This window comes from Xenorhabdus bakwenae (genome assembly GCF_030272115.1).
In the GTDB taxonomy this organism is placed as follows: Bacteria; Pseudomonadota; Gammaproteobacteria; order Enterobacterales; family Enterobacteriaceae; genus Xenorhabdus; species Xenorhabdus bakwenae.
In genome coordinates, this window is record NZ_CP119194.1 from 317,995 (window position 1) to 330,423 (window position 12,429).

14 protein-coding genes and 2 pseudogenes are annotated in these 12,429 nt (G+C 48.6%); 12 read left to right on the top strand and 4 right to left on the bottom strand.

Annotated features, from left to right (window positions below; all coding sequences use genetic code 11):
- The first annotated feature begins 111 nt into the window (after window positions 1-111).
- The 3 genes from PXH59_RS02000 to PXH59_RS02010 all read left to right on the top strand — a co-directional run bounded on the left by PXH59_RS02000 (window position 112) and on the right by PXH59_RS02010 (window position 3,156).
- Window positions 112-1,221 (top strand): 3-deoxy-7-phosphoheptulonate synthase, encoded by a 1,110-nt coding sequence (locus PXH59_RS02000; protein WP_285810086.1) that lies wholly within the window; start codon window positions 112-114, stop codon window positions 1,219-1,221.
- A gap of 132 nt (window positions 1,222-1,353) precedes the next feature.
- A protein-coding gene (locus PXH59_RS02005; RefSeq protein WP_434223393.1) for an IS3 family transposase occupies window positions 1,354-2,537 on the top strand; the annotation gives its coding sequence in 2 pieces (ribosomal slippage) (window positions 1,354-1,633 and window positions 1,633-2,537; 1,185 coding nt in all).
- 205 nt (window positions 2,538-2,742) lie between these two features.
- Entirely contained in the window at window positions 2,743-3,156 is a 414-nt protein-coding gene (locus PXH59_RS02010) for an Imm63 family immunity protein (RefSeq protein ID WP_285810087.1), read from the top strand.
- A gap of 271 nt (window positions 3,157-3,427) precedes the next feature.
- Here PXH59_RS02010 and PXH59_RS02015 read toward each other — a convergent pair.
- The 3 genes and pseudogenes from PXH59_RS02015 to PXH59_RS02025 form a co-directional block, all read right to left on the bottom strand.
- A pseudogene (locus tag PXH59_RS02015) lies at window positions 3,428-3,604 on the bottom strand (IS66 family transposase); the annotation flags it as partial.
- A 423-nt stretch (window positions 3,605-4,027) separates the two neighbouring features.
- Entirely contained in the window at window positions 4,028-4,153 is a 126-nt protein-coding gene (locus PXH59_RS02020; protein WP_285810088.1) for a hypothetical protein, read from the bottom strand.
- A gap of 3 nt (window positions 4,154-4,156) precedes the next feature.
- On the bottom strand, window positions 4,157-4,375 hold the full coding sequence (locus tag PXH59_RS02025) for a hypothetical protein (RefSeq protein ID WP_285810089.1): 219 nt from the start codon (window positions 4,373-4,375) through the stop codon (window positions 4,157-4,159).
- A 120-nt stretch (window positions 4,376-4,495) separates the two neighbouring features.
- On the opposite strand from PXH59_RS02025, the gene PXH59_RS02030 reads away from it, so the two are divergent.
- The 9 genes and pseudogenes from PXH59_RS02030 (at window position 4,496) to PXH59_RS02070 (ending at window position 11,387) form a co-directional block, all read left to right on the top strand.
- Window positions 4,496-5,413: an integrase domain-containing protein gene (locus PXH59_RS02030; RefSeq protein ID WP_285810091.1), complete on the top strand. Its 918-nt coding sequence runs from the start codon at window positions 4,496-4,498 to the stop codon at window positions 5,411-5,413.
- A gap of 170 nt (window positions 5,414-5,583) precedes the next feature.
- A complete protein-coding gene (locus PXH59_RS02035; protein WP_285810092.1) occupies window positions 5,584-5,760 on the top strand; it encodes a hypothetical protein in 177 nt (58 codons plus the stop codon).
- Window positions 5,747-6,205, top strand: a complete 459-nt coding sequence (locus tag PXH59_RS02040) for an antirestriction protein (RefSeq protein ID WP_285810093.1) — start codon at window positions 5,747-5,749, stop codon at window positions 6,203-6,205. The genes PXH59_RS02035 and PXH59_RS02040 overlap by 14 nt, the downstream gene beginning before the upstream one ends.
- A gap of 119 nt (window positions 6,206-6,324) precedes the next feature.
- Entirely contained in the window at window positions 6,325-6,867 is a 543-nt protein-coding gene (locus PXH59_RS02045; RefSeq protein ID WP_285810095.1) for a hypothetical protein, read from the top strand.
- Between the two features lie 16 nt (window positions 6,868-6,883).
- Window positions 6,884-7,192, top strand: coding sequence for a TA system toxin CbtA family protein (locus PXH59_RS02050; RefSeq protein ID WP_285809376.1), 309 nt, complete (start codon window positions 6,884-6,886; stop codon window positions 7,190-7,192).
- A 90-nt stretch (window positions 7,193-7,282) separates the two neighbouring features.
- Complete coding sequence (locus PXH59_RS02055) at window positions 7,283-8,206, top strand: DUF1281 domain-containing protein (RefSeq protein ID WP_285810098.1); 924 nt, start codon at window positions 7,283-7,285, stop codon at window positions 8,204-8,206.
- 116 nt (window positions 8,207-8,322) lie between these two features.
- Entirely contained in the window at window positions 8,323-9,012 is a 690-nt protein-coding gene (locus tag PXH59_RS02060) for an N-6 DNA methylase (protein ID WP_285811851.1), read from the top strand.
- Window positions 9,013-9,238: 226 nt separating this feature from the next.
- Complete coding sequence (locus PXH59_RS02065) at window positions 9,239-10,249, top strand: TraI domain-containing protein (RefSeq protein ID WP_285810100.1); 1,011 nt, start codon at window positions 9,239-9,241, stop codon at window positions 10,247-10,249.
- Window positions 10,250-10,357: 108 nt separating this feature from the next.
- Window positions 10,358-11,387, top strand: a pseudogene (locus tag PXH59_RS02070) (tyrosine-type recombinase/integrase).
- Between the two features lie 637 nt (window positions 11,388-12,024).
- Here PXH59_RS02070 and PXH59_RS02075 read toward each other — a convergent pair.
- The gene (locus tag PXH59_RS02075) at window positions 12,025-12,294 is read right to left on the bottom strand and encodes a helix-turn-helix domain-containing protein (RefSeq protein ID WP_285810103.1); all 270 of its coding nucleotides are present in this window, start codon (window positions 12,292-12,294) and stop codon (window positions 12,025-12,027) included.
- Window positions 12,295-12,429: the final 135 nt, after the last annotated feature.

Below are 12,429 nucleotides of genomic sequence, written 5' to 3' on the forward strand. Positions count from 1 at the left end.
AGACAGAACTGTTTTATGGTATATGTAGACTATATCAAACTATACTGGTTTAGTTATAGTCAAAATATGTGATAAAGGAATAACAAAATAATCTTAAGAAAGGTAACTGTTATGCCAAAAAATGAGTTGAACAATTTTATTATTTCCGATGAGCACATCATGATAACACCAAAACAACTTAAAGCAGAGTTTCTTCTTCCTGAACAGCAACAAGATGAAATTGAACATTTTAGAAAAACTATTGCAGATATTATTTCAGGTCACGATCCTCGTTTATTAGTCATATGTGGACCCTGTTCAATTCATGATCCACAAATGGCTATTGATTATGCTCGTCGCCTAAAAACGCTATCCAATCAAGTCAGTGACAATCTCTATCTGGTCATGCGGGTTTACTTTGAGAAACCGAGAACGATTATTGGATGGAAAGGATTAATTAATGATCCTGATATGGATGAATCATTCAATATTGTGAAAGGTCTAAGAATTACACGAGCTCTATTAGTTGAGCTAGCGGAATTGGGACTACCGTTGGCAACGGAAGTGCTCGATCCGAATAGTCAGCCGTATTTAGACGATATGTTTAGTTGGTCAGCGATTGGTGCTCGTACTTCGGAATCTCAAACTCATCGTGAAATCGCATCGGGTTTGTCTATGCCTGTTGGTTTTAAAAATAGTGTTAGCGGAAGTTTAGCTCCCGCGATTAATGCAATACGTGCAGCAGCAATGCCTCATCGATTTATAAGCATTAGTCAAGAAGGAGGAGTTTGCTTACTACAAACAAAAGGAAACTTAAATGGACATGTTATCCTGCGTGGTGGTGTGATGCCGAATTATAGTCCAGTTGATATTGCTAGGTGTGAAAGTGAGATGGAGAATGCCGGGCTTAAGCCATCAATTATAATAGATTGTAGTCATGGCAATTCAAATAAAGATTACCAACGTCAGCCTATCATAGCAGAATCAGTTATTGCACAGATATGTAATGGAAATAGAAACATTGTTGGATTGATGATTGAAAGTAACATTCATGAAGGAAGTCAGCCAATAAATCCACGCCGTAGTGCGATGACGTATGGTGTTTCTGTCACTGATGGTTGTATTAGTTGGGAAAGAACAGAAACACTATTGCATCAAATTCGTCATACATTGAATAATAATCTTAATCTGTTCAAGTGGTGTAATAAAGGGCAAAGTGAGCTGCAAGCTTTAGTGATTTGAAATATTGAAATACAATTCAGGTAGCGATGATTAGTTAACTTATTATGGGTTCATTGGATGAACCCTATAGTATCTGTAGTGGTATAAGGATCTCGGACACGTCAAAAGCCTGCTAATGTTATTAACATGACAATGAGGTGTGACGATGAATTGAAACCCACCAAACGCCAATATTCCGCTGAATTTAAACTGGAAGCGGTTCAACAGGTTGTTCTCCATCAGCAGCGGGTTGTTAAGGTCGCTCGTGCCCTGGGGATTGATGCCAGCACCCTGGGAAAATGGGTTCGCCAATATCAGGCCGAAATGCAGGGAATGACGCCTGTGGGCAAGGCACTGACGCCCGAACAACGCCAGATACAGGCATTAGAAAAACAGGTGAAACGCCTGGAAATGGAAAAAGAAATCCTAAAGCAGGCGGCCGTGCTGATGAGCGAGATGCGCCGTGGCGCTATGCGTTGATCACACGGCTGAGCACCCGATGGGCGGTCACGGAATTATGTCAGATGCTGCAGGTGTCACGCAGTGCCTATTATAACTGGCGACAGCGTCCTGTCGACACGGACCGTATGCAGTTGCGCATCCGGGTTCGTGAACTGTATAACCAAAGTCGGGGGGCGATAGGCAGCCGCACATTGAGCCATCTGCTGACAAATGAAGGCAGGTCGGTTGGTCGTTGGAAGGCCAGACGATTAATGCAGAAATGCGGTCTGCAAAGCCGTCAACCGGGGGCTCACCGTTATCACCCAGTAGGAGAAGAGTCTGTCGCTTCCCCTAATCTCTTACGGCAACATTTTTCCCCGGCCTGCCCAAATAGCCAATGGTGCGGAGATATCACGTACGTTCGTATAAAAGAGGGATGGAGCTATCTGGCCGTGGTGACGGATTTATTTTCCCGCCGGGTGGTGGGGATGGCCATGTCTTCTTCGCCTGATGCTGGGCTGGTCTGCCGGGCATTGAACAATGCCCTGGAAACACGTCATATTGAAGGACGGCTGATTTTTCACTCAGACCAGGGAAGTCAATACAGGAGTAAAAAGTTTCGCCGCTTACTCTGGCAAAATAAAATTATCCAAAGCATGAGTCGCAGAGGCAACTGTTATGATAATTCCCCCATGGAACGGGTATTCCGGAGTTTGAAAAGTGAGTGGCTCCCGCCAGAAGGCTATCTGGACATTCATGAGGCAATCAGGGATATCACTGACTATTTGGGCGGATATTACAACGACATCCGTCCTCATAGCTTTAATGGGGGAATTTCTCCTGCTGAATACGAAAGACAGTGGGAAGAGGCTAGAAATGTGTCCGAAACTTCTTGACCGCTACAATTAGTTAGTGTCTCACTTTTGGGGGGCAGTTCAAGTGAACCGGGATTCTTTTAACCGCTATAGTTAAATATGAAAAGCAGTAGAAAAAGGCTACAAAAGTGTCCGAAATTCCTTGATATATATGATTGGCTATGATGGTGGCGAGTTGCTGTAAAATGGCCTTTGAAGAATAAATATATTAATGAGGTTAACTAAAATGATGCTTTCGTTTGATGAAATACAAAAAAAAGTTAATGAATTAGGCGCAAAAATCAATATCCACTATAGAGATCTACACATTTTTGCAGGATCTCCGGGGGATGGCAGACCTCATATTACTTTCGACGATAACCAATATAATTACGTTCATGCTGAAAGGGGATTCGAATTTTCCAGAAAAGTAACTTCATCACTGGATGAATTGCTTTATTGGATTATGTCTGATTTTGTTCATGGAGTATCATTTCAATATGAACTGAAACATCGCATTGAAAATAGAGACGGGAGACGTATTGCTTTTCCGATGATAGTCGATCTTATGGGGGAACTCAATCCAGCATGGAAATTAAGAGCACAAAATGAGATTGATGAAACGCTTTCCAGAAGTCCCTATGACGACAAGCAGTATTAATGACAAAGATCCGGAATTTCAATGTGGCCGACTTTGTTCGTAAGTTTGTTATGCGACACGAGGCTGTTCCTGTGATTGTTTCAGCCAATAAGTAATAATCAGTGCGAAGAAATCTGCTGTCTCACCAGCAGTGCCCTACCCGGCTGTGCGTTAATGGTAAGGCTCCGGTGATCTCACTTTGCTTTGTCAGATAAGAACAAAGTGGGATTTAGCTAAATGGGTTCTCAGGCCACGTAGGTAGTCGACGGAGGACATCACGTAACCAGACCTAGGGATAATGACCATTCGCGTTGGCCGTTTCCAGCAAACTCATCACCATAGTGACCCGCTGCCCTGCGGTTAGTGAGCTCGCAAACAGCCAGTTTTTTCGCCCCACGAATACACCTCGGATCGCATTTTCCGTCCGCTTGTTGTCTATTGGGACCCGCCCATCATTCAGATAGCATAGCACACCAGCTATATTAATTACGGGCATCTCACAAGCCTGTCTGCGTGATAAACAGAGGGAAATACCATTTTTTATCAAGAAAATAATGATATTTTCCCCCACACTCCATCATCAACAAAAATTTGACCCCACTCAATCTAATCGATAAAGTATTTAACTGTTACCAATGATCCATTGCCTGTAAGGATCAGCGTTGAGCGGCGAACAAAAACTCCCGTAGCCTGAAAGGGAGTGCATACCATGCGGTACATCTGCGCACTTTTGGAAGCAGATATCATCAGACCAATAACCCACGATCTGGTGATGAAAGTTTCCCGGTGTTATTCATCACCGGCTACCTACATAACCGAGCAGAACATGCTCTGCCTCATGCTAATCGATACCGTTTTAACCGGTACAACATTCACCCACGTTTTGTATTTATCACGATAAACGTCCCGGAGCTTGTGCGGCGTCACTTGCGTTAACGCGCAGCGATGACCAAGTGACGCCGCCAGGCGTCAACGTCCAGAGCATGTCCGGTCTGGCTTTACGACCCATTTGAACCACGCATTACTCAAAGTCACCCGTTATTTCAGTCATTTTCTGATCCTGAACCCTTTTATTCGTTTGTTTTTTAACCCCCTGCCTGGCAACAGGCTGATGCAGTAAAAAGGAGAAATCACACCACGTCATGATTAATGAGGCGTTCATCCTGACTAAAATCAGGCTCTGAACGGGGAGTACTCCATCGCCGTGCCCGGCACGTAGCGAACTCCTGCAAAAACTCAACGCAATTTTCCCCTGCTACACATTATCTGACGCACCACGGAACGGTGAACCTGAACCGACACGCAGGGACTTGTTTAAAAAACGAATAAAAACAGAGAGAAAGTGACAAGAGAGGCGTAGATGGCGCAGAAATCGGCACGTTCAAAAATTGAGTTGTTCAGAAAAGAATTTATCACCCATGCCCGAAACGGGCGCGGAAGTTTTGCGACGGTGGCGGATCGAGAACGAATTGCCTGGAAATTCCTTAATTTTCTAAAAGATAACGGGATTAAGCTCCGACAAATGGACAGCCTCAAAGCCAAATACATTGAGCGCTATATTGCTGAGCGTAAGGCCAACAAAATCAGTCACCGAACCCTGCAAAATGAGATGTCAGCCCTGCGGACGATTTTAAGGCAGGCGGGCAAGCATAAACTGGCCGCACCGGATAACGCCCGCCTGAGTAACCGGGCACTGGGGATTGTCGAGACGAGTCGCACAGGCACTAAAACAGCATTAATGCCTGCGGAATTTCAGGCAGTTTTCCAGCAGGTTGAGCAAAAAGACCGGCGCGTGGCGGCGGTCATGCAACTGGCGTATGTACTGGGGTTACGTACCAAAGAAGCGGTGGAAGCCTATAAATCCTTAGCCACCTGGAAAAAAGCGCTGGAAAACGGGCAGACCTCCGTGCGGGTGGTATTCGGCACCAAAGGCGGGCGGCCCAGACAGACGCTGATATTGGATCGGGAAGCCTTGCAACAGGCGATTGCCTACGCCGAATGCGAGCAGGCAGGGCGCAGTGGAAAACTGATTGATAAACCGACGGTTATTCAGGCCATAGATCGTTACCGGTATATTGTCAGAAGGGCAGGTCTGAGCGGCAAGAAAGCCCCGCACAGTATGCGCTATCATTTTGCCCGGCAATCGGGTGAATATTACACCGTGCAGGGTTTCAGTGAGCGGGAAGCGCTGGCATTAGCATCGATGGATTTGGGGCACGGTGATGGGCGTGGGCGCTATATCCGGCAGGTGTATTACCCGAATATTGAGGATGAATAAGATCATCGCGCTTCTGATATTATTTTTTTGTCCCGGAAAATAAATTACCCATTGACCTTATTATTTCGATTGATTAGCGTAGAAAAGTTTATCGATGATCCGGTCGCTTATGAGGATCACCTTCGGGCAGCGACACCCACACTCCCGTAGCCTGTAAGGGAGCACACACTGTGTGGTACATCTGCGCACCTTTGGAAGCAGATATCATCGTTGATGATGATGATGATGAAGGTTATTTAATCCATTCTGGCATTACGCCAGTCACCCGGACGGGGAACATACTTCCCGTCGGGCAGGGTGTTCTCCGTCTTTTTTTATTCACAGGAGAACATCATGCAAAAAAGTGAACTTATCATGCTGGACAGTCCCGCGCTGTCTGCGGCATTTCCCGGCAAAAAACCGCTGGAACGGTTGTTTCTGGGGTTTCTGATTGGCAATACCGCCGCACAGTTATGCAGCGATTACCCGCCTGAGCAATGGACTGGCCGGCCGGTGTCTGAGTCGCTGGCTTATATGGTGCCGGCATCAGCGAAAAATTATCCGGTTTACCTGCCGGACACGCAGTTAAGGGTGACACTGTCGGCGGATGCGTTCGGACTGGCGGTGACGTCAATCGTGCTTGCCCGTATTGCCGCGCTGAATGAGCGGGATGCCTGTCGGTTTTGCGAATTGCGGGCATATGCGAAGCAACACCCGGAAAACGCGCTGATAGGGTCAGTCATGACATGGGTGCCCCCCGAGGACTTTATCAGCCGGTCATTAATCGAAAATAAAAATAATCATTCTCACTGACGTTATCAGCCCATGACGCTGTTAACTCTTTTCTTAAGCGCCTGACCAGGGAGCCGAAAACACCTTCCCGGTCTCGGGCGGGTGTTTTCTTTATTTGACCTCAAATCAAGGAAATACGTATGAACCCGATTTTTTTACCGGTACCGGATGACACCGGTACGGTATCCCATGAAGAACTGTTTACTGTTCAGGTCACCGGCCTGATGCAGCACCCGCAAGCGAGGCAATCACTTCGGGAAGAAACCCTGACCGTGTGCGAAGCGGTCTCAGTCACCGAAGCGGTACAGCGGCTGAAAGTTATCCACCTGCTGGGCGACTGGCCGGTGCCGGAAACGTTATCTGACCAGTTTAAGTGCATTTTTTTCCCGCTGACCGTCATGATTTATGACGCACAGGATGAAAAAGTGCTCGGCGGCCGATGCTATGACGAGATTGTCTGGGCGCAGCCGGTGACACGGGCCTCAGAACGCCTGTCACTGGAAAAGCAACAGCAGCAGTTGTGTCAGTCAGCCGTGCTTGAGCAGGGCTGGCAGAATGCCCCGGAAGCCCGTGTCCTGAGGCATGAAGCCGCGTTATTGTCGTTGCATGTGATTTCACCTCGTTATCAACAATGCCGTGAAGTGCAGGAGATTCTCCGGCACGGCACGACAGTCAGCATTTAACCCGTGAGGTATGACTATGGCACCTTTACGTTTAACTGCCTGGCAGGTGATTGCCGGCACACTGCTGAAGCGGCATTTTGGCCTGAACCTGGATGATACGGTCCTGTGTGAAGCGGACACGGTGGCTGAGCTGATGGCCAGTGGCGTCCCGCCCTTTGAAGCCATTAACGCGTTAGTGGATAAGTACGATTTAACCCGGCTGAATGCGCAGGATATGCAGGGCAGTACACCGTATCTGGGTATTCATGATGAACTGAGGGTACTTTTCGACTGCGGTATTACCGGGACGCTGCTCAGTCAGAACAACGGGTCACTGTCTGAGTAACCCCTTTTTTTAATCACCCATCGGGGGAATGGTGCCCTGATGGCTCGGTTCCTCCGGTTTATGCTTATTAATCCAATGAGGAACCTGACCATGGCAGAATGGGTCACCAATCAACTGGACATCACCGGCAAGTCGGTGTGTATTGACGTCATGCAACAATGGGTCTGCGGTGAAGAAATTCCCCGTTACCGTCAGGCAGTGCTGCAAAGCCTGCGGCTGTTTCTGGCCGGCTGTGCGGGGATACTGAAACCGGCCAAACCGCAAACCTATACGCCTTACCCGGCGTTAGTCCGCGGCACGGTGGCGCCGACACCGCAGAGCCTGGCGTTTGAACAGTGGCTGAGGCTGTTGCAGGATAATGTGCCGTTAAACAGCGACAACATTAAACGGACAGATAACCTGTACCGCCAGTCCGGCCTCAGCCTGATGCGCTGGGACAGCATCCCGGCACCGGCGCGTGACAGTATCGCCCGTCTCCTGACCCGCCAGTATACCGACTGGTTTGGGATGGTGGGCTGGTCTGACACGCCCGATATCGGCGCGTGCTGGGATAAGCTGAGTGTTTACCCGGCATCGGCGCCGCCCTGCGATATGCTGATGATAATGCCGACCCGGCTGGCGACTGAGATTAACGGTAACAGTGGGTTGCTGAAAGGCATTGCGACGACGGCACAGTTTTACGGCGGGCAATACGGCCTTGAATGGCCGTTGGGTCACCATGTCCGCTGGGAGCGCCGCAATGTCAGCTGCTTAACCGTGCGCTTTGACTCCCCGTGGTCACCGCCGTCGGCCGAACTGATGGGCGAACTGTCATCGGTGTTTGACTGTGAAATCCGCCACGGGTACAGCGCATCGTCAGGTCAGCTCAAAGGCTACGATTGCTATGACCAGGGCGAGCATGTGGACAGCGGCAACGGGCAGTCAGGACGGGAAAACCGGCCGGCGCTTTATCTGGTCAACGAGGAGAAGCAGGCGGTGAACCTGCCCGTGCCGGCCATCGCGGTCGGGCCATAGCCATTCGTTTAACTCACCATTAATGTATTGTTTTATCTTCACTTCAACCGAAAGGGGAAAACAGGTTCCCCTTTCGGAACGTGTTTTCCCTTTATTTTTTGCAAGGAAAACACGTGATGTCATCACAGCCGGATCACCAGAAAGAATTTATCGCGCTGTTTAACCAGACGGCGCATTATCACCGTCGTTATCAGGTTTTTCAGGATTTTTGTAATTGTGCGATGGCGGCAATACATAACAGGTACTGTTACTGCGAGGCGCTGGAGCAGTATTACCTGAAAACCATCAAAAAGTACGAACGGGAGGATATTGACCGGATTGTGCAGCTGTTTTCCTATACCGTTCTTGGGTTGGCGCAGGCACCCTGTGATTTTCTGGGCAATGTGTTTATGCAGCTGGGATTGGGGGATAAAACCCTCGATCAGTTTTTTACCCCCTGGAGCGTGGCCAGAATGATGGCAGAGATGCAGTTACAGGATGTCTCTGAATTATTGAAAACCCAGCCCTTTGTCACCTTCCATGAGCCTTGCTGTGGCGCGGGCTGTATGACTTTAGCTGCTGCTGAGGTATTAAGAGAACAGGGACATGATCCGTTATCAAGCCTGTGGGTCTGTGCCATTGATATTGACCCATTGGCCGCAGTGATGGCTTACATCCAGCTTGCCCTGACCGGCATTCCGGCTGCGGTGACCATCGGGGATGTGCTGCACGATGGCGGCAGCCAACGGACACGTTACACGCCGGCGCATTATCTGGGTAACTGGGCGAGCCGTTTACGGGAGCATCAACAGTCCCGGGCCGCCTGAATTTTTTCAGCCTCTATCCGATGACTCTACTGCGCCTTTCGGGGCGCTTTTTATTTTTAAATCATATTAATAGATTGATTTATAGTGAAAATTAAGTTGATTGAATCAGCGCATCAAGGGATGAATCGAGTCAGTTTAATTTTCATTTCCGCATAAAGAGTTTTTCCTTGTTTCAGACTGGGATTCACCGACACTGGGTCAAATTTGAACCCAAAGAGGAAAAACAATGTTTCAGCGTTTTAAATCCCATTTTGCCCGTCAGCCTGCCACACCGCAAACATCATCCGAACAACAACCGGAAGCCCTTCGTGACCGTGGGGGCTATTTCCGGCCGCAATCGGCAGATGAACTGTTGGCAAGCCCACCGCGCCGTCAATACCTGCAACAATTATGGCAGAACAGTGCCTTGCCGGAAGGGCTGTATCAGCGTTTTTATCTCGCGCCGGTGAAGCAATTACTGGGCAGTGTGCAGCAGGTGCCCGCCACACCGGAAGGTGACTGGTCAGGGAGTGGAGGATTTGCTGACCTGACACTGCAATTTACCACCTGTGCCGTGCGGCTGGCGAAGGGGCATCTGTTCCCCCCGGGAGCCGCCCCGGAAACGCAGGCGGCCCAGAGTCTGTTATGGCAGACCGTCGTGTTCTGGGCGGCGTTGTTTTACCACCTGCCGTTGTTGCGGCAACTGGACGGGGAGCTGGAAGACGGACATCACTGGCAGCCGGGTGTCTGTATCCCCGCTCAGCCTTTTCGTTTCCGCTTTCGCACACCGGAAAATGCCCTGACGGTGCCACAGGAAGCCTTGCTGGCCGCCGGTTTGTTACCGGAAAAAGCCCTCATGTGGCTGGTTTCCGTACCGGAAGCCTGGCATTGTCTGATGTTGCACCTCAATGGTCGCCCCTCCTCCGTCCCCCTGATTGATGCGTTGCTTCAGGACGCCGCCGGGCAGGTTCATTCCCCGCTGGTGAAACAGGGGGGGTTGCCAACGGCAGCCGAAGCGGCCCTGGCTTCCGAAGCCGGTACCCGGCCGGAAACCCAATCAGCCGCTTCCGAAAATGCAATGAAAAGTCCTTCTCCATCGACGGCGGACGATACCCGGACGTTATTGTCATTATTTCAATCCAATGATGAAGTTTCATTGCCCGTTAATGCAAATGAGAACGATAACGATTTGAAAATAAGCAAACGCACAGGCAGGCCATCAGAAAATGTTGCTCCTGCCGGGGAGGAGTCGTCATGATATTAATCATGAAACAATTTCAATTTGTGATTGATTTTTAACGGAATGATTAACCGCTTTCTCTATTGAAAAGCCGCCGGGTTGGGTTGCTGATAACAGGAAAAAATGATGCACGGAACAGAAGAAACCATGGGTTGGGAAGCGTTATTAGACGAGTACTTTTTTTTCACATATCCTGAGGCCGGATACCGAATGGAGTTACCGTAAAGTGACGAAGGGTTTTATCCGGTTTATGGGGGAAGCGGTCTCACCGATGCAGGTTATTCACCGGGATGTGCTGCGGTGGCGGCGCCATCTTCTGGTGGAGAAAAAGCAGTCGAGCCACACCTGGAATAATAAGGTGGCGCATATGCGGGCGATCTTTAATTTCGGCATGGAGCAAAAACTGCTGCCGCACACTGAGAATCCGTTTAACGAGGCGGCAGTAAAAAAAGAAAAGAAAAAGAAGAAGATTTTGAGTCAATCGCAGATAACCCGTATTAATCTGTTGATGGGCAAGTTTGCGGAAGAAGAAAGAACCGGGGTGATGCCACGGGGAGGGCGTTGTGCCCTGTATCCGACCTGGTATTGGTCAACGGTACTGGCGACATTGCGCTTTACGGGGATGCGCCAGAACCAGCTACTGCACCTGCGGCTGCGGGATATCAATCTGGACAGCAATTATATTGAACTGGGGCTGGAAGGCAGTAAAAACCACAGTGAATGGGAAGTACCGATTATCCCGCCGCTCAAACCCCGGCTGGCAAAATTAGTGGAAAGGGCGATAGCTGCCGGCGTGAAAGCCGACGATCCGATTTTCGATCTCAGCCGGTTAAGTGTGCCGCACCCAAGCCGGCTTTCCCGTTACCAATACGATATCAACCGGGAAAAACAACAGCTCCGCGCTTTCTTCCGCAGACTGTCCAGAGAGTGTGGGTTTGCGGTCTCGCCCCACCGCTTTCGTCATACGGTGGCCACAACCCTGATGAAATCGCCGGATCGTAATCTGCCGCTGGTGAAACGATTACTGGGGCACCGTAATGTGGCGACCACGATGGAATACATTGATCTTGATATGGAAGTGACGGGCAAAGCCCTGGAGCGGGAACTGGGATTGTATACTGACTTTGCTGGTGAGCGGGCCGATGAGAATGAATAAAATGGCGTAAAAAAAGACAGGGCAGATCTCAGACAGGATTGAGGAGGTGGCGGTGTGAGTGCACTGCCCTGCATCAAATATTGATGGTATGAAAAAAGGGCTAATTCCGGTCTCCTGTCCCGTAAAGTTTTTCCCTCACTTGACATCAGAATCAATTACTGAAATCATTACCTTAAACGAGAAAAGGGCGGCTGTTAAAACAGCTACCCTGTCATCTTGTCTTAAATGTTCTTCTCAACTAAACAGTACAAATTGAACTGATTAGGATTTAACATTTAATTAACGATTGATTCTTTTTCGCGCTTTTGTCAGGAAATTTAACAACCTACGACAAACCCGCATGGAAACTTGGTGCCGGACTCGGAATCGAAAATCGTTGTAACTTATTGAAAATAAAAAATTTATAATTTTACTTTCCTTTTATGCCCCTTTTAATGCCCCTAAGTTTTTTTGCTTACTTTTTCTTTTCTATCTAAATGATTTTACTTATTTATCTTACTTATTGTGTGTTTTTCAATCATCTTAAAGCAAAAAAGCCGTGAGGGTTAAAAATGGTCAAATTGGGCTGCCATTTTACGCTCAGGGCTTAAGATAAAAAATATTCATTTTTACGACATCGATCACAAATTACAGCGGGTTATTCCTGTGGTTTACTGCGAACCTTACGTTCAATTAATCGTCCGTACCTATCAAAATAACGGCTGGGCCAGATTTCAGAGGGATGGATGCCGAGATAATTCGCAATTATCCATTCGCCTTTAGGCCACTGTCTGCTGAGTGCATTTGCCAATGTTGATGAACTGAGTCCCGTCTCACGGGAGAGAGCCGCTAAGGTTGTACCACGTTTACGTAATGCGGCGATGATATCAGCCTGATGCCAGTCATTTTGAACATTGTTGTTATTCATTCCTGCTACCCCTTCCATTAATTAATATTGATGGTGGCGATTCAGACAGGGTTCGCGGACCGGAGATCAACCATTCCGGCAAGGCAATGCCTTCCCCGCCTGAATCACCATTGAAAGGGCGATAACAGGCACACT

Excerpts from the sequence above, each read along its gene's own strand:
- PXH59_RS02000 (WP_285810086.1), top strand. The coding sequence starts at position 112 with ATGCCAAAAAATGAGTTGAACAATTTTATTATTTCCGATGAGCACATC.
- PXH59_RS02010 (WP_285810087.1), top strand. The coding sequence starts at position 2,743 with ATGATGCTTTCGTTTGATGAAATACAAAAAAAAGTTAATGAATTAGGC.
- PXH59_RS02030 (WP_285810091.1), top strand. The coding sequence starts at position 4,496 with ATGGCGCAGAAATCGGCACGTTCAAAAATTGAGTTGTTCAGAAAAGAA.
- PXH59_RS02040 (WP_285810093.1), top strand. The coding sequence starts at position 5,747 with ATGCAAAAAAGTGAACTTATCATGCTGGACAGTCCCGCGCTGTCTGCG.
- PXH59_RS02045 (WP_285810095.1), top strand. The coding sequence starts at position 6,325 with ATGAACCCGATTTTTTTACCGGTACCGGATGACACCGGTACGGTATCC.
- PXH59_RS02050 (WP_285809376.1), top strand. The coding sequence starts at position 6,884 with ATGGCACCTTTACGTTTAACTGCCTGGCAGGTGATTGCCGGCACACTG.
- PXH59_RS02055 (WP_285810098.1), top strand. The coding sequence starts at position 7,283 with ATGGCAGAATGGGTCACCAATCAACTGGACATCACCGGCAAGTCGGTG.
- PXH59_RS02060 (WP_285811851.1), top strand. The coding sequence starts at position 8,323 with ATGTCATCACAGCCGGATCACCAGAAAGAATTTATCGCGCTGTTTAAC.
- PXH59_RS02065 (WP_285810100.1), top strand. The coding sequence starts at position 9,239 with ATGTTTCAGCGTTTTAAATCCCATTTTGCCCGTCAGCCTGCCACACCG.
- PXH59_RS02075 (WP_285810103.1), bottom strand. The coding sequence starts at position 12,294 with ATGAATAACAACAATGTTCAAAATGACTGGCATCAGGCTGATATCATC.